The following is a 23754-nucleotide window of genomic DNA, read 5'->3' as shown; positions in this document are numbered from 1 at the left end:
GGCCAACGCGCTCAAAGCGGTTTGAGTTTTATATTGCGAAACCACACTTTATCGCCATGGTCTTGCAACACAATATGCCCTTCGCTGTTATTGGCAAACTCGGGCCAGTCGGCAAATTTGCTGTTGCCAATTAACTGCTGCCACTCGGGCGAGGTGGTATCCGCCTGTACCAGTTTATAGCCGTTTAACCAGTGCTCGATTTTGCCGTTGTTAACCACCAGGCGGGTGCGGTTCCATTGCCCGGCGGGCAGCACGGTCACGAATTTGGATTTAATCAAATCGTACAAATCGCCCGCGCGGTGTTTTTCTATTTTGCCGTCCGGGTGGCCCGGGTTATCCAGCAGCTGGTACTCGGGCCCGCTCTGGTACGAGTGCTCAAGCTCGGGCGTTTCTTTTACCTTATAAAGAATACCGCTGTTGCCGTCTTCGGCCAGCTTCCATTCCAAATAAAGCTCAAAGTTTTCCATGGGCGCCGGGGTAATGATTACATCACCACCACCCGGTGTTTTCCAGCCTTCGTCGGCGGCGGTGCGGCCGGTTAAATGCAGCGCGCCATTGTCCACTACCCAGCGCTTGCCTAATTGATCGCTGTTGTAATTGCGTAAACCGTCTAGGGTTTTACCGTCAAACAATAACTGCCAGCCGTCGGTTTTTTCCGCTTCGCTTAAGTGGTTATTACTTGGCTGGTAGTCAGTGTTGATTGCAACGGGTTTATTTTCCGGAATCGCGTTTAAGGTGTACCAGGCTTCGGTGGTCCACAACTCGTTATCGCTTTCGCTCACAAAGCCGCGCTTAATGCGGAAATACACCAAGTGGTTTTCTTTTAGCCCGGCCAATTTAAACTGCGCGCGGCGGCGATCTTGCGACAGCGAAAACGCTTCAACTTTTAGCGGGCCTTTGTCCAGTTTCGGGCCGCCGTATTCGCTGGTGGGTTCGTAACGCCACTGAATAACCTCAAAATCTTCGGCGGTAATGTTTTGCCCGGCAGCGACCGGCTCGGTAAAGGTAATTTCAAAACCGTCGCTGCGCGCGCTAACGCTTAGCATTTCAAAGGCGGTATTGCCGTTGTAGTTTAAACGCTGCAAGCCATACCACTTGCCACCGGCGTGGGCCCAGTTGCCGGGGTTGCCTACGCCACCCACAATCAGCGAGCCATCGGACGCCCATTGCAAGCGGTTAACCCCGGCTTCTAAGCCCTGGGTAAAGCGAAATACCGCGCCCTGCAAGCGGCCGTTAATGCGCTCGGCAAACACGCGCTTAATACCGCCGTGGGTGACTTCGCCGTGAATCATCTGGTTTTGGTAGGGGCCGACATTCAGCGGCGCGGGCTCGCCCGGCGAGTTGCCAATTTCATCTTGCGGCAGCCACACCACCGGCAGGGTTTCGGTTAAGTTTTCGGTGCCGGCAAAATCCACCGAGCGTGAACCGTACCAGGCGCCTTCGGTTAACTCGATAATTTTGCTGGACGGAACCCAGTCGCCTTGGTTGTCGGCAATAAACAGTTGCTCGTCAATGCCAAAACCTATGCCGTTGGGGGTGCGCAGGCCCGAGGCAATCATGGTGACTTCGCCGGTGCTTTTGTTCACCTTAAACGCGTGGCCGCGATCGGGCGCTTGCGGGTCGGCACTGGCGCCGCCGGGTAAAATGGCGGTGGCCAAAGCGCCGTAAAAATAGCCGTCTTGATACTCCAGGCCAAAGGCAAACTCGTGAAAGTTGCCGGTCACGGACCAGTCGTTCGCTACCAGGCGATACTCGTCAATAATTTCATCGCCGTTCACATCCACTAGGCGGGTCAGCTCTTGCTTTTGCAGCACGTAAATATCGCCGTCCACCACTTTTAAACCCAAGGGTTCGGCAAGCCCGCGGGCGATGCGCTTAACCTGAATATTTTCCGGCGCCGCATCCCAATCCGAGACAATATACACCGAGCCTTCCGGGTCCCAGGTGGAGACCACTAACCGGCCGTCGGGCAAAAAGTCCAACCCGCCCACCATGGGTTCAAATTCTTCTGGGCGTGCCTGGTGCAAATTGAATGATGGGTGCACGCCCGCCACTTCGCGCGTATCTCCGGGCACGGTTTTCACAATGTCCGGGTCGGTAACCACCGGCTCTACCGTGCGCGAATCATTGGGCGTAACCACCAGCATGGATTCTGGGATTAACTCAAACTTGCCGGTGGCGGGGTTTTTCCATTGCAGCGACAACGCCGCGCCCGAGGTGCCCTGAAAATAAATAATTTCCAGTGGGTGCAGGCCCGCTTCTAAATCGATCTTGGCATCCATGGGGTCGGGGCCGTGAAAGCCCCAGTGGTTGATGGCGAGCTCGCCGTTTAAATACAAATACGAGCCATCGTCGCTCACCAAACGCAAGGTGGTTTGCAGCGGTTTGTCCAGCTTTAAGTTGGTTTTTACCTGATACGCAAAACGCTCTTTAATCGGCTCAAAGGCGTCTATGTCGGGCAAATGAATTTGCGCGCTGTGCGCCGCCAGCGCCGGTGGCGTATTGCGCAGTACGTCCACATTGGGTTGGTCGCCGGAAAAATAATGCAGGTAAAACAGCGCGCCCGCCGTGTTTTCGTTTAGCTCGGGCGTGGTGTCTTTTAAGTTAACCGCCACCGCCGGTTGCGCCATGGGGTTAGCACCGTCGGCAACGGGCTCGGCAGCCGGTGCCAGGGTGAAAATATAATCCACCATGGTGGCGGCGTCTTCGGCGCTTAAGCTGGGGTGCGGGGTCATGGGTATTTGCCCCCAGTTGCCCGCACCGCCGTCAATAATCTTTTGCGCCAGCATGTCCCGCGCGCCGCTTTCATTGATATAACGCTGCGCAATGGAGGCGTAAGACGGCCCCACGGTTTTTACCTCGGGGTTGTGGCAGGCGGCGCAGTCACTACCGGCTATTAATGCTTCGCCCGGGTGCTGTTCTGCCTCGGCCGGTGCATCGTTTTGCCCGTTGGCTTGCTCGCTTGCTTGGGGCAGGGCGGAATAGTGTAGGGTTAATTCCGTAGTGCCCGGTTTCAGAATCAGGCGATCACCGTTCAATTCACCTGCGCCACTCACAGAATGGTTTTGTGGCAGTTGTAAGCCACTTAAACTCGCCGTACCGCCAGTGACCACAAACTGGCGCGTTACCACCGCCTGCTCCCCCTGCATCTGATAACGGGGGGTTTCCTCTATTTTTACGCCGTCGCCCGCGTACAGCAGGGTGGGGGTGTTGCCATTTAAGCGGTGGCCTTTAAATTCAATGTCGCCTTGCCAGCGCGCGTTTTCATTTTTCAGGTAATCCCGCCCCGGGGTCCCAGGCTGGGGGCCGTGCTTCTGGTCGTACACCGCGCCGGAAAACTCCACCTGGCCTTCCAACACTTTAAATAAAGTGCCCGCGTCTGTGTCATAGGCAAGGCTTAAGTCATCGCCCAGGCGCAGGGTCAACACGCGGGGCTTGCCGTCCAGCACCGAGCGAAACGCGGTCATCTGCCCCGTCATGGGCGGGCTTTGCACGCTTTGTTCGGTGGCGGGGGTATCGGGTTGGCAGGCGCTGAGTAAAGCGCTGCCTGCGATCAAGCTGGCTAACAGTGTGTGGGTTGCATACGGGCCCATGGTGGTCTCCTGTTTATTTTTAGGGGATTAGTTTGCCACAGGCGGGCAGGGGTGCGGAGTTTATGCATACGTTTTCATAGATGTTAGAAAGGGGGTTTTACTTTTCTTGATAATGTGGATTGGGCCGCTGGAAGCGGGGTTTTCTGTATGCCCGGGTCGCCGGGCGGGTGAGCTACTTCTTTAGATGAGTAAAGAAGTAGCCAAGAAACTCACCCCGGAGATCCCGCCCTGCGGGTGCCCTCACTCCAGCCTGTTTTTCAGGGCCGCATCGACAGGCCGTCCATGGCCTGGCGATGCTTGTGCGCACGTCCTGTGCGCGTACCCCCAAAAAGCAGGCCTCCGTTCGGCGGGATATACGGGGCCCAAAAGCGGCACTTCGTAGTGCACACCGGGTTGGCTTATCAGTAAACGGGCGACCACCCCACCCGAGTTCGTTGCATTGTCGCCTTGTTTCCATTTTGTGTTTTGCATCAGACCTCCAACATCAGACGTCCGACGTAAACCCGTTGCAAAACGGGTTAACCCATGGCACTATTTTCCTCACCGATACATGCGTTTATTGTTGTCTCGCAAAACAATTATAAAACCGTCGCGTAGCCAGGAGGCTGGGAACAGAACAGGGCAGTATCTAATCATTGACGCATGCCCTTCATTTTTCGTTTCTGAGTTGCTTGTTTTTCAGTGGAGGCTTTGGGCGGCTTACTAGAAACAACAAATAGTGGGTGCTTGGTCCCTGCAGGTTCGTAAATTTATATATGAACGAATGGTCTGATATATACAATGTCTATATATGAATATGACCATGCCAATAAATTAGCTGTTATACACAAAGCCATGATTTCATCGATAATCAAAAGAGCTTTATTGGGAATAGCTCTGCGCCGGCCATCACCAAATCGCATACCGCGATCCGGAGATGAAGGTGCCGCAGTTAACTGTTATACGACTCGCGTATCCACGGGGGCCGGCAAAGAACTTATTGTCTGCTCAGCAAATGGCAACTCTTTAGAGTGCCTTGAATACGACGGAGATAGATACTCAATACATGCAACGCACGACTTCGAATCACTAATCGAAAATAAATTTGAATTTACCCATTACCATGGACTTTATACAACAACATACTTTGGCTGGTGGGATTTTGCAGTCGGAACTGTTTTTAGGGCGCCATACATAAAAGCATGGATTTACTCTACACATAGCAAAATCTCACAAACTATTTACAACCGAAAAAAACTTATCACCAAGCAACGAATTGACATCCTCAAGACCGTTCTAGAAGCTGAGCTCAACGGTCGGGAAGAAATATCCTCCCTAGACATAATGACTTTAATGTATGACATTCGTTGGTACTTACACCCAAGCCGTGACGATCAGCATCACCGCATAGAGCTTTACTTAGACGCTCTCGCAGAAACAGAGCATCTAAATAAATCTCAGATTCACTATAAAATTACTGGTCATGGAATCGCAGCTATAGAGTCGTACGAGGAAGAAGAGCGAAAACACTTTGAAAGCATATCCACGCAAAGAAAAATGCTCTGGCTCACCATCGTCATAGCTGCTCTAACCATAGTGCAAGCTGGCCTCATAAAGCTTCCACCGATACTTGAGTTGGGAAAGTGAATTTTTCGTATAACAATTGGTTAAAATCGTTCGCCTCGCTTACTGGGACTGGCTAAAGCCGGCCTCTTACCCATACGTTATAAATCTAATCGGATTTCGGAATGAAAGAACTGCCACCTCAAATACTCGGCGCAATTATCGGTGCATTAGTCTCGATGGTGATTGCAGCTGTTGTAATGATGTTCACCAATTCGGGCCATAATAAAAGGCAGAAGGCCCAGCATGATCACGAAGTAAAGCAAGAGAGTCTCAAACACCGGAGACAAAAGCTAGAGGAGTGTTACCTTTCATTTTCAAAGTGGCAATCCTATTTTGGCAGTATCTATATTGGCATGATCGGGTATGTTAAAGGGCAAGTGCCAGAGGAAAGAGCATATGAGATAGTCAAAGATTCATCTGTTGCTGGCTTTCTTGAGCAAGTTGAGATGATCATCTCACTCTACTACCCAAATCTCATGGATAGCTATAAAGCAGCACATTCTGCTAGAGGACATATAGTTCAGTTTTTTCCTCCAAATTCTATTGAGGTGGGAGGATTGCCCAGGTTTTACCAGGCGCAAGAAAATTTTGAGAAAAAAGCAGAGGAATTCAAGGAGGCCATGAGTACGTAGCTTAAGAATTTATAACAAAGTGATAAAGCCTTATCCGACGCTTGCGCGTGATGCTAAAACCTCCGGTTTGGGCGTGCCATATTATAGATGCGGAGATGAGGTTCAGGCCTAGGAACATATGGTAGATATACACATAATGTCTATATATGACCATGCTCATGAATTAGCTATTAGGCGCTACATATAAAATAGGTTCAACATGTTCGAAAAAAATAGAAAATACACTGCCTTTCTAAACAACAAGGATGTAACTCTTACTTCGGAAGAATTGAAAAAATTCAGCGATTTCTATCTCGAAGATTGCTCATTGAAGAACAGGATCAGTGAGCTATTCTGGCTGGACTTGTATATTTATGAGAACGAGTTTGGGATATTTCCAAAAGAAATAATTGATGAGTTAATCTCCCTAGAAAATGGAGACGAAGGAAGCTTCACTAAGCCTCCATCTATGTTCAATAGAGAGCCTTTAAAAGGTTTATGGCATAAACATTATTTTTCTGCACACTTCACCCCTCAAAATATAATGAATGAACTGAGAGGAAGTAGACTATCGGGAATAGTCGATGAAGCACTATCGCCAGAAAAGTCAGATCACATAACAAAGGATATGATAAATGATCTACTCTATAACGCTCTTGAGAAACCATTAGAAGAACGCTCAGAAAGGAAGAAAATTACTGGCGAATGGATTATCTATGCTATTCATAACGATGAGAACTACTATCTGTGTCTATGCACTCATAATGCAGGTGACCAGAGTATTTTCGAGAGAATTTTTGACTGCGGTCTAAAAGATTTTGAATTCCTTAAAAATCAAGAGCCTTTTTCATTACGCGCCTAACAAGTAAATCCAGGTGACGCCTACGGCGCACCTGATTTAAGCGTTATATGCCTAAAGAGGCTTTATGCTGAAATTTTTAAAAATTCTAATCTTTGGCAGTTGGATTGCGCTCAATGATTCCCCTGTAGACATCGGAGTAAGACCTCTTGTTCTGAAAGTATCGGGGTCAGGCCTTACATTTCACACGATGAAATAGATAGGCTAATTTGGCCCCGGTGTGATTTGTAAGGTCTGACCCCGGTACCCTTTGCATTTCACACGATGAAATAGATAGGCTAATTTGGCCCCGGTGTGATTTGTAAGGTCTGACCCCGGTACCCTTTGACCCCGGTACCCTTGTATGACCCCGGTACCCTTGACCCCGATACCCTATGGGTGTCTTTGAATCAATAAAAAGTAACGCTTTCGCGACGCTTTATTTATACGGAGCCCCTGCGAATGAGCCGAACGCAGGTTTATTTTTTGGGGTAAGCAAACAGGACGTTTGCGCAAGTATCGCCAGGACACGGACGTCCTGTCGATACGGCCCCCAAAAATCGACCGTAGTGAGGGCACCCGTTAGGGCCATTCGCCGGGGTGGGCTTCTCTTTTCGTTAGGTTTCTGTTGCCCAAACAACAGAAAAGTAACTCGCCACGCCCGGCGACACGGGCAAACAAAAAGCCCGCCTCAGGCGGCTCAAAACACTGCAGACCTCAGACCAACGCCATCCCCAAAATCCCAATCTGCGCCAACAACGCAATCCCAAAAAAGTAACTGCGCGGGCTGGGGTTTTTCTCGGTGGCAATGGCGTAGTAAAGAATCATATGCACAATGCGGGCGAAAGAGCAGAGGAGGGTCAGGCCTTACATTTCACGTCAAGGTGTAAAACGTAAGGTCTGACACCGCTGTTCCTCATGGCGTGATCCACATCACAGCAGCCAATACGGTGTAAGACGTACCCTAATCCGGCTTTAGTTTAGGCACTTTTACTTTGTATTTATCATGGAGATCATTCAATGAAATGGACTACCCCCTTGCTTAGCGCTGTATTCGCGTTAGTGTTTATATCTACTCCCGCCACCGCCGACGAGCCACTAACCATGGAGCTTATTCAGCGAATTTCAGCAACCTCTACCGAGCTAGGGCCCATCGAAAACGGGATGGATGAGTTTTCGGATTTAGAAGCGTTCGCCGATTACGATGACCCGGCTGATATCATGTTACTTAGCAACACCAAACAAGACCAATTATTTGAGGCTGGCTTGAAAGAGCAAGGCCTTTATGACAAAGCCGAAGCCATACTGGATAACCAGAGTTGGGACAGCTACGGCGATTACATGCGGAATAAAATGCGGATTGGCCTTTTGGTGATACATAAACTTAAAGGGAATGCGCTGCCCGCCGCCGGAAACGAAAAAACGGCAATGTTGCTAAAACAAATGCCCCCGAGTAAAGCGGACATAGACTTTGTCGACAAAAACTGGGAAAAAATAATCCCCGAGCTCCAGGCGATGAATCGCTCTTAAATATTGCGAACACATTTCCGGCACCATTATTGTTGGTTACTTAAGTTACACAAAAAGCCCCGTAGCAAGCTACGGGGCTTTTTGCTTCCTACGTCAACGCCTGCCGGTAGCCACAACACGCTGGTTAGCGTTGCCTCTAGTGGGCGTTAAGCTTTACTCGTCCCGAAGTAGATGAGGGTCACCCATTAGGCAATTTTTTAACCGAAGAGTGGGTGAGGGTCAGGACATACATTTAACACAATGTGTAAAATGTAAGGCCTGATCCCGATGTTCGCGAATCTTTGGGTGTCCTTAAATCAATAAAAAGTAACGCTTTAGCGTCGCTTTATTTATAAGGAGCCCCTGCGAATGAGCCGAACGCAGGTTGATTTTTTGGGGTAAGCAAACAGGACGTTTGCGCAAGTATCGCCAGGACACGGACGTCCTGTCGATACGGCCCTCAAAAATCGACCGTAGTGAGGGCACCCGTTTGGGCCATTCGCCGGGGTGGGCTTCTCTTTTCGTTAGGTTTCTGTTGCCCAAACAACAGAAAAGTAACTCGCCACGCCCGGCGACACGGGCGAACAAAAAAACCGCCTCAGGCGGGTCAAAACACTGCAGACCTCAGACCAACGCCGTCCCCACCAACCCCAAAATCCCAATCTGCGTCAACAACGCAATTCCAAAAAAGTAACTGCGCGGGCTGGGGTTTTTCTCGGTGGCAATAGCGTAGTAAAGAATCATATGCACAATGCGCGCGAAAGCGTAGACCATGACCGCCACGCCTAACCAGCGCGGGTGGGCACCGGCAAAAATGCCCAGAAATACGCTGCCGATAAACAGCGGCATATTTTCCAGCGAGTTCATAAAGGTGCGGTGGGCGCGGAATACAAACGAGTCGTGGGAAAGTTCGTCGCTGATTTTGCCCGGTACCGCCCCCGGTTGTTTGGCTTTACTGCCGGCGGCGATAATCGATTGGACAAAAAGCGTTAGCAACGCGATAAAAAAGCCGATAAAGGTAACGCTGTAGTCGTAGTTCATAGCTTGCTCCATAACAGTAAACGGTTGTTGGCGGGCATGGCGCAGTCTTCTTTTAGCGTTAAGCCGTTTTCGTTTGCTAACGCTTCAATTTTTTCAAAATCGCGAATGCCGCTGGCCGGGTCGCGTTCGCGCAGCATTTGGTCGAAAGCGGCGTTGCTGTCGCTGGTGTATTTGCCGCCGTAATTAAAGGGGCCGTACAACGCAAAAACGCCACCTTGGGGTAAATGCTGTCCCACTTCATGAAATAGGTTTTGCACCAAAGGCCAGCTGACAATATGCGCGGTGTTGGCCGAGTAAACGCCATTAAACTTACCCGGCCACTGGGGGTTGGATAAATCGAATACCACTGGCCGATGTAAGTTATCGCTGGGCTCGGCGTTTATCCACTGGTTGATACCGGCGTGATTGATTTCCAGATCACTGGTCTGCCAGATTACATGCGGCAGATTGGGCGCGAAGTAAACCGCGTGCTGCCCGGTGCCCGAGCCGACTTCCAGTATTCGACTGGATTTGGCAAACGCCGATTTTAAAATGGCAAGGATTGGGTCTTTGTTGTTTTCGCAGGCTTGAGAAAAAGGTAGGGACATAAATTCACAATAAAAAAGAGCGGCCACTCAATGAAAAGTGGCCAAATAATTTAGACATCAGACATCAGACATCAGACATCAGACATCAGACATCAGACATCAGACATCAGACATCAGACATCAGACATCAGTATTTAACACTACACCCATACGCCCGAGTGGATGGCTCTTCCACCGGCTCACCGGCCATCGCAGCATCCAGCGCGGCAACGACATAGTTTTTAGAGTCGGGGATAACCGCTGGGTTGGCGGAGTCGTTATCGTCGATGGCGCCGGCGTATACCAAGGTGCCCTCGGGGTTGATGATGTACATATGCGGTGTGGTTTTGGCGCCGTAGGCGCGGCCCATGCTGCCGTCCGGGTCCAGCAGTAGGGGGGCGCTGTTGTGCATGTTGTGGGCTTTGGCTTCGGCCATGGCTTCAGCGGGTTCTAAGTAGCCTTGCTTGCCTTCAGCGGAGGAAATAATAGTCAGCCAGTTAACGTCTTTGGCGGTGTACTTTTCCTGCAACGATTGCATATTGTCGCTGCCGTAGTGTTTGCGCACATAGGGGCAGTCTTTGTTAAACCATTCCAGTACCAGCCATTCGCCTTCGTAGTCGGTCAGGGTGTGGGTGTCGCCTGCGGCGTCGGTTTCGGAAAAATCCGGCGCGGGCTCGCCCGGGGTGGCAACGGCAAATGCCAGAGCGGGTAGGGATAAAACGCTAGCCAGTAAACCTTGCTTGATGATGTTCATCACTGATCTCCTGTTGAGGTTTTAAATAGGTCATTAATCATGCGCTCTTGCAGAATTTGCGGCAAGAGCTGGGCAGATTCGGCGCCCGGCGCATACCAGGCGTAAACAGGTACGGAGTTGCGCCCCAGTTGGCTCAGCGCCTGAGTAATGGCCGGGTCGTGACGGGTCCAGTCGGCGCGAATGGCGAGCACATTGTGCTGCTTAAACAACTCGGTGGTGTGTTCGGTATTCAGCACCAGCTTTTTATTCACCTGGCAGGTAATGCACCAGGCGGCGGTGTAGTCGATAAACACCGCTTGGCTGTCGGCGCGGGCCTGCTGAATTAATTCGGCATTGTAGCCCTGCCAGATGCCATCATCTGCGGTGGTAGCAGATTCGCTGGGGGCTAAGCGGGCAAAGGTGACCACCAATGCGGCCAGGGCGAGCACCCATGCCACCAGGCGCCAGAGCTTGCCGCCTTTGCCGCCCAGCCACAGGCAAAACGCCAGGGTCAGTAATAAGCTGCTGCCCAGCAGCCAGCCGCTGTCGCCCGCTAGCTGGCCCAATACCCACAGCAGCCAGATAACCGTGGCGTATAAAGGAAAGGCGAAAAGCTGGCGCAGGGTGTCCATCCAGGGGCCGGGGCGGGGCAGGCGGGCGAGTAGCGCCGGTGATAAGGTCAGCAATAAAAAGGGTGCGGCAAGGCCCGCCCCCAGCCCCAAAAATATTGCCATGGCTGAGGCCGCAGGGAGCACCGCCGCCGCGCCCAGGGCGGCGCCCATAAACGGCCCGGTGCAAGGCGCGGCGACAAACACGGCGAGCACACCGGTGACAAACGAGCCGCCCGACGCGGAGCCTGCCATTTGCATTAAACGGTGGCCGAACTCAAATACGCCGCTAAAGGCCAGCGCCATCAGCCAGAATAAAACAATTAAACCCAGCACCACGGGGGCGGACTGCAACTGAAAGCCCCAGCCAATGGCCGCGCCACCGGCACGCAGTGCCAGCAGCAAGGCGCCCAGAGCGGCAAAGGTAGCCAGTACTCCGGCGCTGTACAGTAAGCCTTCGCGGGTACGAGCACTGGCGCCTGCGCCGCTGTTAATCAGGCCGAATAATTTGATCGACAACACCGGGAACACGCAGGGCATTAAATTTAAAATAACGCCGCCCACAAACGCGGCCAGCAGTAACAACCACAGGGGTTGATTGGCCTCAGGCGGTGGCGCACTGCCTAGAGGGACTTTGTCCAGCTGCCAGGCCTGTTCGCCGTCGCTGATTACAAAGCCGGTGTGGGCAGGTAGGTCGACGCCCGGCTGGCGTTTAAAGGCATAGCGGTGGCCGTTGTCGGTGCTGTTGCGTTCGGGGCTGGCCGCCGCCAGCAGCGCGCCGTCCAGCGGAAATACCTCGGGCGCTTCGCCGCTGCCGTTCAGGCTAAGTTGCAAGGTATTGGCCGCGCCGGTCAGTAACGACTCGGCTTGCCAGGGGCTGTTGGCAGCCGCCTGGGGAATACGCGCCTGCCAGTTTTCTATTAGCGCTTTGTCTTCCGCGCTCCAGCTCGCTTCGCTGCCCACGGGCAACTCTGTAGTCATGCTGCCAAAGCCTGGGATGCAATCGATTTTGCACACCAGCCATTCCAGATCGATATTGAGCGTTACCGAATTTGCGTCGGCCTTGGGGGTCAGCTCAAATAAGTAGGCGACATTGCCTTCGTAACCCAGGTTGGTTAAATGCTCCACCGGCAGGCGGGTGGGAAAGGGCCACTGAATATCGCCAGTGCTGGCGCCGTTGCTGCGGATATTAAATTTAGGTGCCGCACCCGAGTCGCCGGCGTTGCGCCAGTACACATGCCAGTGGGGGTCGACCTCGAAGTAAAAACCCAGCGTGTGGGTTTGTCCGGCGGCGAGTTGTTCCGGGGCCAGTAGTCGCACGCGCACGTGATCGCCCGAGGCCTCGGTTTGCGCCACGCCTGTCTGGCTGACAAAGCAGACCACGCAAAGTAAAAAGCAGCGAATAATAAAACTCATAAACCCTGTGCTTTATGTAATAAGTAAGGCTTGCACTCTAACCCGAAAAATCCTTTTTGGCGAAAATGTGCTGTCACAAAACGATAATAACCATTACGCATAATACGCTGCCCTCGATATTCACTTTTAAAAAGCAGTGGTTGTGGTAATGAGCAGATTGATTTTCGCTTTAATAATCGCGGCGGTGTGTGTGACGGCGAGCGCGCAAGGAGTGCGTTCCAGCTCGGCCCCTGTGGGGGTGGCGCCTTTTGTTGAGCTTGAGCGCGAGTCGTTTTTAATGGGGCTTTACGCTCCCGGCCAGCCAGAGACCGCACAGGCGGTTATCGATACACGGGGAAGTCGCGCTCTGGTGCTTAAATTTACCGCCGACCGGATGACTGCGGGAAAGCTGTCGCGTCTGTTTTTGCAGAGCATTGCGATTAATGCCAGCCCCGATATGCAGCGCGCCAGTGCCAGCTCGCTGGCCGATTTCTTTAACGCGCTTAAGGGAAGCTTGCGGGCCACCGACGTGTTAAGCATCAGTGAAACCACCGACGGCGCTGGGGTGCGGATTTATTTAAACGGGCAGACTTTATCCAGCGTAGAAGACCCCAACTTTTTCAATTTGCTTTTGTTGGGTTGGATTGGCGCGGTGCCCCCCAGCACCGAGTTTAAGGCGGCACTCTTGGGCGCTTCGGCGGGGCAGGATATCGAGCGGTTTATGAGCATAGAGCCCACAGCCCAGCGCCGCGAAGTGGTGGCCAGCTGGCTTGCCCCGCCCGAGCCCCAGGCGCCAGCGCAGTCGTCATCGCAAGCCTCCGCCACTGTGTCGGTCGTGAAAGCCGCCCAGCCGTTACCCGAACCGCCCGAGTTGGCCAGTGCCGCCGAGGTTGCCTCGCACAGTACGCCGGCGGGCGAGATAAGCGCCGCTGTCTCCAGTACAGTCGAATCACCGGCTGAGCCGGAGCCAGACCCCTCCACTGAGGTTGCGCAGGCTCAGTCCTCGGCCCCCGCGCAAGAAGAGCAGGACCTGCCCAATTTCTCGGTCGAGTCGCTGCAGGTGCTGCAAGACTATACCGCCTTATTGGTTAAGCTGACCCATCAGGAAATTAAGTATCCGCGCCGGGCCATGAAGCTGCGCCAGACCGGCAGTGTGCGCATGGCGGTAGTGATCGATGGCAATGGCGAGCTGGTGGATATTCAGCCGTTGCTGGAGTCGGGTTATAAGCAGCTGGACGATGCGGTGGAAGACGCGATTGAAGATGCCGCCCCCTACCCGCCGGTGCCCGATTCCTTACCCGCCGAGCACTTTGAGTTTGTGTTTCCTATCACCTTTATGCTGGAGCAAAGTTAAAACGCTGTAGTGCGAACGGATAGCGTTTTTCAGCGGGCTGCTATACTCGGATAGTACTTCTGAGAGAGGCCTATGGCAGACGTTAATTTGCTGGTCATTATTCTCGCGCAGCTCTTGGTGTTAGTACTGATCGCCGCCTCGGTGTTGCTGTGGTGGGTGATCAGGCTGCGGCGGCAAACCCGGCGGCTGATGAATCTGTGCCAGCGCCTGCGCGCGGGGCGCAGCACCGAGCCCGAAACCCCCGATAGCGAGCGCGAACCGACGCAGGAGGCAGCGCCGGATTGGGCCGCACTGGCGGCTCAGTCGCTGGAGCGGTATCGCCATTTAACCGGCAAAGCCCTGGGTGACTACGCCCCGCAAGATCCGTTCAGCGCCCGTATTGCCTCGGTGCGTTACCAGTATTTACAGGCCGAGCAAGAGGCCAATGAGGCCACCGGTGAGCAAGCCGCCTGGCTGGTATTAGAGCGACGTGTAGCCCGGTTAATTACCTTATTACTCAATAACGCTAAGCCCGTGGTCGAACCGGAAAACGATCGCGAACGGCTGTTGCGTCAACGGCTTAAGGCTCTGCGCCAGGTCGAGACAGACAATAAAAAGCTGCACAGTGAAAATGCCACTTTAGCCCGGCGTATCGACAAGTTGAACAGCTACCGGCGCAAGTACCAAGCGCTTATTGCGCATTTACAGCGTCAGACCCAAACCGACGATGGCCGGGTGTCCTTGTCATCGGTGTTGGCCTCGCAAGATAAGCACCGCGATTTGGTGGCGAAAGTGCACCACCAAGTGCATAAGGCTGACCCAGATCTTTACCGCGATAAGCGCCCGGTTTTGGCCCAGGTGGCGGCTTTGCAGGACGGCGCGGGTGCTGCAAGCCGCTGGCTTGAGCAAGTTCAGCAGGCTCCCAATGATGATCAGCAAAGGGCGTTTGTAGAGAAGTTGCGGCTCACCAATCAGGCTCAGCGCAAAACAATCGTCGAGTTACAAGGTGAGCTAAGGTGTCTGCGCCGGGCCCTGCGCGATGCCGAGGAGCACAGCGCCAGCGATGAAGTGGCGCGCTTAGAACAGCTGGTGCGCGAGACCGAGAGCTGTATTCAGACCTTAGAGAGTGAGGTGGATGACCTCTACGCCAAGCTGGAAGTTTCCGTCGCACCTGATAGCGGGGGTAATGATGCGGTGTTCTTGCAGCTGCAGGTTTTTGCCCGAGAAGTGGTTAGCGCCTCCAGTGTGGAAGAGGTGGCGAGTTTATTGGCCCGTGTATTTACCGCACTGGATTGGCCCCTGGCCTTTGCGGTAACACACGCGGGCGCGCAACGGTTTTACAATTTCAGCGAATACCCCGATGCGGGAATAAAGCAGACGCTCGCCACATTAGAGGCAGAGGCCGAGCCCGTGGAGAACGAGCGGGGTCTGCTTTTGGCCGTTGGCGCTTTGCGTGCGCTTTTTCCCGTGCAAATGCAGGTGAGCCTGCGAGCCGCTCAGTTGGTCGAATGGAGTCACTTTTTGGGCACTTTGGCCGAATTACAGCTGGAGCACGCGAACGATTTATACGAATTGCAGAATCACCAGCTACGTATTGCCGAGTTGGTGACCGGCGTGAAAGAAAGCGTCGCCAATATTGAAATTCAGTACGCTTATGGCACAGAGCAGGCGCAGGTGCTGGTGGATAACCTGATTGTTGAGATGCGCCAGCTGGTGGCAATGGCCGAGCTTGAGCATGGCCTAAGCGAGGTGTTTGAAGCGGCGATTAGTGAGGCCGCCGACCGGTTTGCCATTTTGCGGCAAACCGGGGGCGTGGTAGACAGCGAAATTGCCAAGCTGGCGCAGACGCTGGATCAGTTGGATTGATTGTTTAGAACAAGACCCGGCAGCGAATGGTGCCCTCGATATTGCGCAGCTGCTCCAGCGCGGTTTCGCTGTAGGGCGAGTGTACATCCAGCACCACATAGCCGACCTTGTCGTTGGTCTGCAGGTACTGCGACGAAATATTGATGTCGTTGTCCGAAAATACCCGGTTAATGGCCGACAGCACGCCGGGCACATTGGCGTGCACGTGCAGCAGGCGGTGGGCGTCGGGGTGTTCGGGCAGCGCCACCTCGGGGAAGTTGACCGAGGTAATGGTGGTGCCGTTATCCGAGTAGCGCACCAGTTTCTCCGCCACTTCTACACCGATGTTTTCCTGAGCTTCCTGGGTGGAGCCACCGATGTGGGGCGTGAGGATGACATTGTCCAGGCCGCGCAGTGGGCTGACAAATTCGTCGTCGTTGCCTTTGGGCTCGACCGGGAATACATCAATCGCCGCGCCGGCAATGTGCTTGTTTGTAACCGCTGTGGCCAGGGCATCAATATCCACCACGGTACCGCGCGAGGCGTTAATTAAGTAGGCGCCTTTTTTCATCAGCCCCAGCTCGCGCTCGCCAATCATATTTTTGGTCGAGCCGGTTTCCGGTACATGCAGGCTGATAATGTCGGCGCTTTGCAGCAGCTCATCCAGCGAGCGCACCTGCGAGGCGTTGCCCAAAGGCAGCTTGGCGATTACATCGTAAAACTTGACCTTCATGCCCATGGATTCGGCCAGCACACTGGTCTGGCTGCCGATCGAGCCGTAGCCGATCAGGCCCAGGGTTTTGCCGCGAATTTCGTAAGAGCCCGCCGCCGATTTCAACCAGCCACCGCGATGGCAGACAATGTTTTTCTCGGGAATGCCGCGCATCATCAAGATGGCTTCGGCCACCACTAGCTCGGCTACCGAGCGGGTGTTGGAGTAGGGCGCATTAAAGACCGCGACGCCGTGCTCCTGGGCCGCTTGCAAATCTACCTGGTTGGTGCCAATGCAGAAGCAGCCAGCGGCAATCAGCTTGGGCGCGTTTTCAAACACCCGGCGGGTCAATTGGGTGCGCGAGCGCAGACCGACAAAGTGGGCGTCTTTGATTTTTTCAATCAAATCGTCCTCGGACAGGGCGGTTTTCAGATACTCAATGTTCTCGTAACCGGCGGCGTGCAGGGTTTCGATGGCGCTCTGGTGGACGCCCTCCAGCAGCAGAAACTTAATCTTGCTTTTGTCCAGTGACTTCTTGGCCATAGTCGGTCAGACCTCAGCTTGCGGCGAATGGATTTAGGGGGTAGGAAAAGCGCGCGATGATAGCATAAAACCCGTCAGACGTCAGACGTCAGACGTCGGACGCTACAAACCTCGACCCCATGACTTTCCCCCTTCAGCCAATAGTGCCAGGCCACATCCAGATCAAACAGGGTCATGGCGTAGCGGCGTTCGGGGTCCGGTTGTTGGTACTGGGGGCGAGGGTCTTGGGCCAGCAGTTGCTCAATCAACGGCTGCAGCGCTTGGCCCAGGCGGGCGCTGTGGTTTTTGCACTGCTCCAATGCCGGCTCGCTAAAGCGTACGGGGATAAGCGCCGGCGGGGCCGGGGCAATGGTGTTGCGCGCCTCGGGTAGGTTGTCGGCGTAGGGGACATAGGGTTTTATGTCCAGAATCGGGGTGCCGTCTAACAGGTCGTGGCCGCTGATGTGCAGGCGGGCTTTGCCGCCGGTTATTTCGACTCGTTCCAGTTTAACCACCGACAGGCCCAGACGGTTGGGGCGGTTGGGCGCGCGGGTGGCGAATACCCCCAGGGTTTGGTTGCCGCCCAAGCGCGGCGGGCGCACTCGGGGGCGGAATTCGGTGGCCTTGAACTGGTGAAAAATAAATTCCACCCACAGGTGGCTGCACTCTTCCAACCCTGTAAACGCGCTGGCCTGATCATAGGGCGGGTAAAACTCCAGCACCGCGCGGGCGTTGCTCGCCAGCCCGCTTTGGCGGGGAATGCCGAATTTGGCGGTAAAGCAGGAACGCACCGCTCCGATGGGTTCTAGTACGTAAGACATGGTACGTAAGACATGGCGCCGCTAAGCAAAGCGCCAGTGTAAACTATTTCTCGGCCAGGCGAATGACGTTTAAGCTTTCCAAGCTGGTCTGGGCAATCTCCTTCTGGCGCTCGGCACTGTGGGCCATCTGGGCGATGGAGGCGTCGGTATGGTCCACGGTCTGCAGCAACGTGGTAAGGGCGTTGCGACTGTGATCGGCGCGCTGGCACTCGCCTTCTGACTGATCGGCGATACGCGCCATCACCGCTTCGATATCTGCCACCGAGCGCTGAATCAGGCTGAGCGATTGCTCGGTGGCACTGGCCAGCTCCACGCAGCGGGCAGCGCTCTCGCGCTCGCCGGCCAGCCCCTGGGCGGTTGAGTCGACGGTGGTGCGCAGGCGGTCGATCAGTTGCTGGATTTCGCCTGTGGCGTCGTGCGTACTGGCCGATAAGCGTCTGACCTCGTCGGCCACCACCGCAAATCCGCGGCCGTGTTCGCCCGCCCGAGCGGCCTCAATGGCGGCATTGAGTGCCAGCAGGTTGGTTTGTTCGGCCACGCCTTTGATGGTGTCCACCACCGCGACAATGGCGTCCGCCGCGTCGGTCAGCGCCTGCATGCTCTCGCCCGAGTGTGCGATTTGGGTTTGCAGGCGATTAACCTGCTCGACCACATCGCGCATTTGGTGCTTGCCTGAGCGCGCCTCCTGACTGGTGTCGCGGGTTTTCTCGGCGCTGGCGTATAGCTCACTGTGCATTTGCTGCAACGCCTGGCCTACTTGGTCAAGCTCGCGATCCACTTCGCCCATCTCGCGGCGTTGGGTTTGTGCGTCGCGTCGGCAGCTGGCACTGGTGGCGGCGTTTTCGGTGGCGGTGCTGGCCGAATCGTGCATGGCGTGCTGCACCGTATGCAAGGTGGTGCTGAGTGCGCTAAACAGGCTGTTCAAGCTGCGGCTAATATCGCCCACTTCATCGCTGCGCGAGGTGTCAAAGCTGGCTCGTAAATCTCGCGACTTGGCCGCCGTTTCAATTGTGGCAGCCAGGCGGGTCATGGGGCGGGCGAGGTAGCGGGAAAAGCAAAAGGCGGCCATGGCGGCCAGCAAAATCAGCACGGCCGCGGCCAGGGCAATGCTGCCAATCACCCGACCGCGCAGCTCGCTCAGGGCAGCGAAAACTTCATCCGGACTCTGCTGCACAATCAGGGCGTAGCTCTGCCCGCCAAGCCGGACGGGCTGCCAGGCGGTGTACATGGTGCGGCCCAGGTAATCCTGTGTGCTATCCACCCCTGCTTCGCCGCGGCTGGCGGCCCGCACCGGTGGCGTGTCTATGGTCAGCCAGCCACCGCCGTCGGTGTGGCGGCGCAGCGCGCTGGCCTGCTGGGTCAGCCCCGCGCGGTTTAGCTGCTCGATCAGCTCGGTCGGGTTTTGTTGTTGCGCGCGCAAGGCGGTTAACACCCGCCCCCGGTTATCGGCCAGGTAAACATCGCCGCTTTGGCCCAGCCCCATTTCTTGCCAGCGCCCCTGGTTGGATACCAGTTGGTCCAATAAGCTGGCGGGCACTTCGGCAATTAAGTAGCCAACGGGGCGCTCGGGGCTGTGGGCGTCGTGATAAACCGCAACCCCCATAAAGCCGCTCAGGCGATTAAAGCTAAAAGGGCTGCGGGTAAAATCCGAGATCGCAAACTGGTCGGGCGCCTGCCTCAGCTGCTTTACCAAGCTCGCCAGCGAGGTATTTTTAAAAGGCCCCTGGATTAGGGATGTGCCCAGCTGCGGTCCCTTGTTGACCGAATAGATCACCTTCTGACTGTTGTGGTCCACCAGCATTAAATCGCCCAGCTCGAAACGCTGCACCAGGTCGCGAAAGCTTGCGTGGTATTTGCGGTGTTGCTGGCCGTAAATAGTGGCGTCACTGCGATCGCTCATGTGGGCCAGCTGGTTGGGCCAGCCCGGGTTGGTCTGCAAATAAAAGTGCTGTATCAGTTTGGCTTCAATGCTCATGCTGCCGAGCCATTGCTCTACCGGCGCATCAATACCACCGCTCTGCTCACGGTAATGGGGGGCGAACTGATTCTGATACCAGGCTTGTAGCTCGTCGGACAGGGCATTTTTGTCCATAATGCCCACCTCGTAGCGGTAGGAGCCAAAAGGGCGAATCAAACCATAGAGGGCCTCTTGGGTCATTCGACCGCGGGCGAGCGAGCTGAGCAGGTCCTGGTATTGCGCAAAGCTATTGTCGATGGCGGTTTGTCGGCCTACGGCAATCGCGTGGAACTGTTTTTCCAGGTTGGCCTCTATGGCTTTACCACTGTCTTTAAGGGTTAGTATGCCAATACTGCCGGCCGAGGCCAGCACTGTAAAAACCGTTAGACTGATGGCGCCAAGCATTGTCCGAGTGGATATTTTCACGACTACCTCCGGTGAATCAGGCGACAACATAGGCCGCTTTTGTGATGGTTTTGTGACAAGCGTTTTTATATCTGGGGAATGCTTGCGAGGGCGTCAATCAATTGGCTTTGGGGTTTTCTGGGTGTGCTGAACAACATGTATCGTCAAGTTTTTGAGGGACTTTTATGAGGTTAAAAAGCGTTGTTGGGGTGGCTTTATGTTTGGCGGTGGTACAGGCCCGGGCCGAGGTGCGCGAGATGCTCGACTACGCCTATTACGAAGTACCAGGCCCGGCGCAAAGCGAGATGAGCCTGCGCGAGGCGCTGGATAGTGCATCGCCCATTACCGAAGGTGAGCGCAAGCTGCACGGCTATAACCGCTGGACGATTAACTGGCACTTGGAGGTGGCAGAGCAAGAACAGCGCTGTGAGGTAGACGCCATAACCGTAGACTTGGATACCCTGATGCAGCTGCCCGCCCTGGCCAGTGAAGATACCGAGCTGCAGCAGACGTTTAACGATTATGTTGAGAAGCTTCAGCGCCATTTGGTGGGGCACTATGTCGTGGCGATTCAGGCGGTGAATAAAATTGAGTTACAGGTCAGTCAGCTGCCGCCCGCCGATAACTGTGAAGCGCTGGAGCAGCAGGTGGACACCCTGGCCGAATCCATTGTGAGCGAGCACCGCGAAAAGGCCCGCGCGTTTGATGAGATGACCGACTATGGCGCCGAGCAGGGGGTGAGCTTACCCGATTGATCGAGGGAGATTGCTTGACACGTAAAGCTACTGCTTGAGTATATGCGATTTTCCATATATTCTGCCTTTTTACCCCGAGACCGACATGAACCCAGTTAGCTTTTTTAAGTGTTTAGCCGATGAGACCCGCCTGCACTGCGTGCTTTTACTGCAGCACAAAGGCGAGTTGTGTGTGTGCGATTTGGTTGACGCCATTGCTGAAAGCCAGCCCAAGGTGTCGCGCCATTTAGCGCAGCTGCGCGAATGTGAGCTGCTAGTGGCCCGCCGCCAGGGGCAGTGGATGTATTACCGCTTGAACCCGCAGTTGCCGGCTTGGGCGGCGTCAGTTATCGAGCAGGCCGCCGGGGGTAATCGCGCCTATTTAAAAGACGCCTTGGCTCGCTTGGGTGAGGCGCGCTGCTGCGACTGAATTTTTTTGTGCATTAATATGCGAAAAACCATATATATTTAAAGGAGGCTGGAATGAAAAAATTGCTGTTTGTGTGTACTCATAACGCGTGCCGCAGCGTGCTGGCAGAGGTGACGGCCAATCGGCTGGGGGAAGGTCGTTTACAAGCGGCCAGCGCGGGTAGCCAGCCCGCCGGGCGCATCCATCCGCTCACAGTCGATTATTTGCAGGACAAGGGCGTTAACACCGAGGGTTTAAAAAGCCAGAGCTGGGATGACTTTGCCGATTACCAGCCGGATTTGGTGATAACCGTGTGCGACAGTGCCGCCGGTGAAGCCTGCCCGCTGTGGATGGGAGACGCCGCTAAAGCCCACTGGGGTTTGCCTGATCCTTCGCGTGCCGATGATTCTGCCAGCGCTTTTGATGCGGTGGTGAATGTGCTGGAGCGTCGTATTGGCGCGTTACTAAAGGCTCCTTTAGAAGAGTTGTCCTCGGCGCAGTTAACCGATTTGGCCAATCAAGTAGGCGAGCAGGAGGTTTACCGTGACTGATTTGCCTAACATTCAGCGCGATGCGCTGCAGACAATCGATAAAGAAAGGTTGGCGGCCAGCGGTGCCCGAGCGCCCAAAATCCTACTGCTGTATGGCTCTTTGCGGCCGCGCTCGTTTAGCCGATTAGTGGTGGAAGAGGCCGAGCGCTTGCTGCGTGAGTTTGGTGCCGAGACGCGAATTTTTAACCCCTCCGGGCTGCCTTTACCCGATAGCGAAGAGGCCGATCACCCCAAGGTGGCCGAGCTGCGCGAGCTGGCCACCTGGTGCGATGGCATGGTGTGGTGCTCGCCCGAGCGTCACGGTTCTATGACCGGCATTATGAAAGCTCAGATAGACTGGATTCCCCTTAGCCTTGGGGCGGTGCGTCCCACCCAGGGCAAAACCCTGGCGGTGATGCAGGTGTGCGGCGGCTCGCAGTCGTTTAATGTGGTCAATCAGTTGCGGGTGCTGGGCCGGTGGATGCGTATGCTGACCATTCCCAACCAGTCATCTGTGGCCAAGGCCTTTTTAGAGTTTGATGACAATGACCGAATGAAGCCTTCCAGTTACTACAACCGTATTGTGGATGTAATGGAAGAGCTGATGAAATTTACCCTACTGGTGCAGGGGCGCGAAGACTACTTGGTGGACCGCTATTCCGAGCGGGTGGAGTCTGCCGCCGAGCTATCCAAGCGCGTCAATCAAAAGGAGCTATAGCATGGGCGTTTTCGAGCGGTATTTATCCTTGTGGGTGGCAATAGGCATTGTCGCCGGTGTGGCTTTGGGGAGTGTGTTTCCGGGGTTTTTCTCTGCTGTGGCAGCCCTTGAGTGGGCGCGGGTGAATTTGCCGGTGGCGGTGCTGATCTGGCTGATGATCTTTCCCATGATGGTGCAGGTGGATTTTGCCTCGGTCAAAGATGTGGGCAAAGACCCCAAGGGGCTTTTTCTAACACTGGCCATTAACTGGTTGATTAAGCCTTTTACCATGGCGGCCATCGGGGTGTTGTTCTTTCACTATATTTTTGCCGGTATTGTCGAGCCGGAAACGGCCAATGAATATATTGCCGGTATGATTTTACTGGGGGTGGCACCTTGTACCGCTATGGTGTTTATCTGGAGTCATCTGACCCGCGGCGATGCCACATACACGCTGGTGCAGGTGTCGGTTAATGATTTAATCATGGTGGTGGCCTTTGCCCCCATTGCCGGCTTGTTGCTGGGGGTGACCGATATAGCCGTGCCCTGGGAAACTCTGTTGCTGTCGGTGGGGCTTTATGTGGTGCTGCCGTTGGTGGCCGGTATGTTAGTGCGGCGCCATCTTTTAGGACGTGGCGCGGATGCCTTAGACAACTTTTTGCACCGCAGTAAGCCGCTGTCGATTGTGGGTTTATTGGCCACTATTGTGGTGTTGTTTGCTTTGCAGGCCGAGCGCATTCTGGCCGAACCCCTGGCGATTGTGCTGATCGCGATTCCGCTTTTGATTCAAACCTACGGGATTTTCGCCTTGGCCTATTGGGCGGCGCATAAGCTTAAACTCCGCCATCAGGTGGCGGCTCCGGCCTGTATGATTGCTACCTCAAACTTTTTTGAGCTGGCGGTGGCGGTGGCCATTTCCCTGTTTGGCTTGCACTCGGGCGCGGCGCTCGCGACCGTGGTGGGAGTTTTGGTTGAAGTGCCGGTGATGTTATCGCTGGTGGCCTTTGCCAATCGCACCCGCCACTGGTTTGGCGATGCTTAACCCTGAGCGTTAGAAATTTCATCCCTGCGGCCATCGGGTGTTAGTGGCCGCTTATCTCCCCCTCCTTATTCTTTCAGCATAATTTCCTTCGCCTGCCCGGCTGAAATAAAACCTTCATATTGCTGTCACGTAAGTTTCATAAATCTCGTCAAGTATAGGCGCCACATGAGCAATCGGCCCGATTTATTTGCACATTTGCCCGGGCCTTTTCTTATTAGCCATGGAATGAGCACGTTGAGTGCTACGAA

General features: G+C 54.6%; 20 protein-coding genes. 11 read left to right on the top strand and 9 right to left on the bottom strand.

Annotation, left to right across the window (positions count from 1 at the left end):
• Nucleotides 1-11: 11 nt before the first annotated feature.
• Nucleotides 12-3593 carry a 3-keto-alpha-glucoside-1,2-lyase-like domain-containing protein gene (locus M6D89_RS11215; RefSeq protein ID WP_253968164.1) on the bottom strand — a complete coding sequence of 1194 codons (3582 nt, stop codon included), beginning with the start codon at nucleotides 3591-3593 and terminating at the stop codon, nucleotides 12-14.
• 780 nt (nucleotides 3594-4373) lie between these two features.
• On the opposite strand from M6D89_RS11215, the gene M6D89_RS11210 reads away from it, so the two are divergent.
• The 3 genes from M6D89_RS11210 (at nucleotide 4374) to M6D89_RS11200 (ending at nucleotide 6671) form a co-directional block, all read left to right on the top strand.
• Complete coding sequence (locus tag M6D89_RS11210) at nucleotides 4374-5219, top strand: hypothetical protein (RefSeq protein WP_253968163.1); 846 nt, start codon at nucleotides 4374-4376, stop codon at nucleotides 5217-5219.
• A gap of 101 nt (nucleotides 5220-5320) precedes the next feature.
• Complete coding sequence (locus tag M6D89_RS11205) at nucleotides 5321-5830, top strand: Z-ring associated ZapG family protein (RefSeq protein ID WP_253968162.1); 510 nt, start codon at nucleotides 5321-5323, stop codon at nucleotides 5828-5830.
• A 199-nt stretch (nucleotides 5831-6029) separates the two neighbouring features.
• Entirely contained in the window at nucleotides 6030-6671 is a 642-nt protein-coding gene (locus M6D89_RS11200; RefSeq protein WP_253968161.1) for a hypothetical protein, read from the top strand.
• Nucleotides 6672-7364: 693 nt separating this feature from the next.
• On the opposite strand, the gene M6D89_RS11195 is transcribed toward M6D89_RS11200, so the two are convergent.
• Nucleotides 7365-7511, bottom strand: coding sequence for an MAPEG family protein (locus M6D89_RS11195; RefSeq protein ID WP_256504617.1), 147 nt, complete (start codon nucleotides 7509-7511; stop codon nucleotides 7365-7367).
• A 156-nt stretch (nucleotides 7512-7667) separates the two neighbouring features.
• Between M6D89_RS11195 and M6D89_RS11190 the strand changes: the two genes are divergently transcribed.
• On the top strand, nucleotides 7668-8177 hold the full coding sequence (locus M6D89_RS11190) for a hypothetical protein (RefSeq protein WP_253968159.1): 510 nt from the start codon (nucleotides 7668-7670) through the stop codon (nucleotides 8175-8177).
• 603 nt (nucleotides 8178-8780) lie between these two features.
• Here the strand turns inward: M6D89_RS11190 and M6D89_RS11185 are convergent.
• The 4 genes from M6D89_RS11185 to M6D89_RS11170 form a co-directional block, all read right to left on the bottom strand.
• Nucleotides 8781-9197: an MAPEG family protein gene (locus M6D89_RS11185; protein ID WP_253968158.1), complete on the bottom strand. Its 417-nt coding sequence runs from the start codon at nucleotides 9195-9197 to the stop codon at nucleotides 8781-8783.
• Nucleotides 9194-9784, bottom strand: coding sequence for a DUF938 domain-containing protein (locus M6D89_RS11180; RefSeq protein WP_253968157.1), 591 nt, complete (start codon nucleotides 9782-9784; stop codon nucleotides 9194-9196). The genes M6D89_RS11185 and M6D89_RS11180 overlap by 4 nt, the downstream gene beginning before the upstream one ends.
• A 127-nt stretch (nucleotides 9785-9911) precedes the next feature.
• Nucleotides 9912-10517 (bottom strand): thioredoxin family protein, encoded by a 606-nt coding sequence (locus tag M6D89_RS11175; RefSeq protein ID WP_253968156.1) that lies wholly within the window; start codon nucleotides 10515-10517, stop codon nucleotides 9912-9914.
• Nucleotides 10517-12520, bottom strand: coding sequence for a protein-disulfide reductase DsbD family protein (locus M6D89_RS11170; protein WP_253968155.1), 2004 nt, complete (start codon nucleotides 12518-12520; stop codon nucleotides 10517-10519). Before M6D89_RS11170 ends, M6D89_RS11175 begins: the two co-directional genes overlap by 1 nt.
• A gap of 148 nt (nucleotides 12521-12668) precedes the next feature.
• On the opposite strand from M6D89_RS11170, the gene M6D89_RS11165 reads away from it, so the two are divergent.
• Both M6D89_RS11165 and M6D89_RS11160 read left to right on the top strand, forming a co-directional pair.
• Complete coding sequence (locus tag M6D89_RS11165; RefSeq protein WP_253968154.1) at nucleotides 12669-13853, top strand: TonB family protein; 1185 nt, start codon at nucleotides 12669-12671, stop codon at nucleotides 13851-13853.
• Between the two features lie 72 nt (nucleotides 13854-13925).
• Nucleotides 13926-15698 carry a hypothetical protein gene (locus tag M6D89_RS11160; protein WP_253968153.1) on the top strand — a complete coding sequence of 591 codons (1773 nt, stop codon included), beginning with the start codon at nucleotides 13926-13928 and terminating at the stop codon, nucleotides 15696-15698.
• Nucleotides 15699-15702: 4 nt separating this feature from the next.
• Here M6D89_RS11160 and serA read toward each other — a convergent pair whose 3' ends face one another.
• The 3 genes from serA to M6D89_RS17385 all read right to left on the bottom strand — a co-directional run bounded on the left by serA (nucleotide 15703) and on the right by M6D89_RS17385 (nucleotide 20115).
• Nucleotides 15703-16932: a phosphoglycerate dehydrogenase gene (serA, locus tag M6D89_RS11155; RefSeq protein WP_253968152.1), complete on the bottom strand. Its 1230-nt coding sequence runs from the start codon at nucleotides 16930-16932 to the stop codon at nucleotides 15703-15705.
• A 74-nt stretch (nucleotides 16933-17006) separates the two neighbouring features.
• Nucleotides 17007-17732 (bottom strand): tRNA (N6-threonylcarbamoyladenosine(37)-N6)-methyltransferase TrmO, encoded by a 726-nt coding sequence (gene tsaA, locus M6D89_RS11150; RefSeq protein WP_253968151.1) that lies wholly within the window; start codon nucleotides 17730-17732, stop codon nucleotides 17007-17009.
• 43 nt (nucleotides 17733-17775) lie between these two features.
• Entirely contained in the window at nucleotides 17776-20115 is a 2340-nt protein-coding gene (locus tag M6D89_RS17385; protein WP_253968150.1) for a methyl-accepting chemotaxis protein, read from the bottom strand.
• 164 nt (nucleotides 20116-20279) lie between these two features.
• Between M6D89_RS17385 and M6D89_RS11140 the strand changes: the two genes are divergently transcribed.
• The 5 genes from M6D89_RS11140 (at nucleotide 20280) to arsB (ending at nucleotide 23506) form a co-directional block, all read left to right on the top strand.
• Entirely contained in the window at nucleotides 20280-20849 is a 570-nt protein-coding gene (locus M6D89_RS11140) for a DUF922 domain-containing protein (RefSeq protein ID WP_253968149.1), read from the top strand.
• Nucleotides 20850-20934: 85 nt separating this feature from the next.
• A complete protein-coding gene (locus M6D89_RS11135; RefSeq protein WP_253968148.1) occupies nucleotides 20935-21258 on the top strand; it encodes a metalloregulator ArsR/SmtB family transcription factor in 324 nt (107 codons plus the stop codon).
• 53 nt (nucleotides 21259-21311) lie between these two features.
• Nucleotides 21312-21788, top strand: coding sequence for an arsenate reductase ArsC (locus tag M6D89_RS11130; protein ID WP_253968147.1), 477 nt, complete (start codon nucleotides 21312-21314; stop codon nucleotides 21786-21788).
• Nucleotides 21781-22485: an arsenical resistance protein ArsH gene (gene arsH, locus M6D89_RS11125; protein ID WP_336297551.1), complete on the top strand. Its 705-nt coding sequence runs from the start codon at nucleotides 21781-21783 to the stop codon at nucleotides 22483-22485. Before M6D89_RS11130 ends, arsH begins: the two co-directional genes overlap by 8 nt.
• A 1-nt stretch (nucleotide 22486) precedes the next feature.
• Nucleotides 22487-23506, top strand: coding sequence for an ACR3 family arsenite efflux transporter (gene arsB, locus M6D89_RS11120; RefSeq protein ID WP_253968146.1), 1020 nt, complete (start codon nucleotides 22487-22489; stop codon nucleotides 23504-23506).
• The last annotated feature ends 248 nt before the right edge of the window (nucleotides 23507-23754 follow it).

The organism is Gilvimarinus xylanilyticus (genome assembly GCF_024195295.1).
Taxonomy (GTDB): domain Bacteria; phylum Pseudomonadota; class Gammaproteobacteria; order Pseudomonadales; family Cellvibrionaceae; genus Gilvimarinus; species Gilvimarinus xylanilyticus.
Note: the sequence above shows the minus strand (reverse complement) of the source record. Positions and strands in the feature narration are given on the sequence as shown.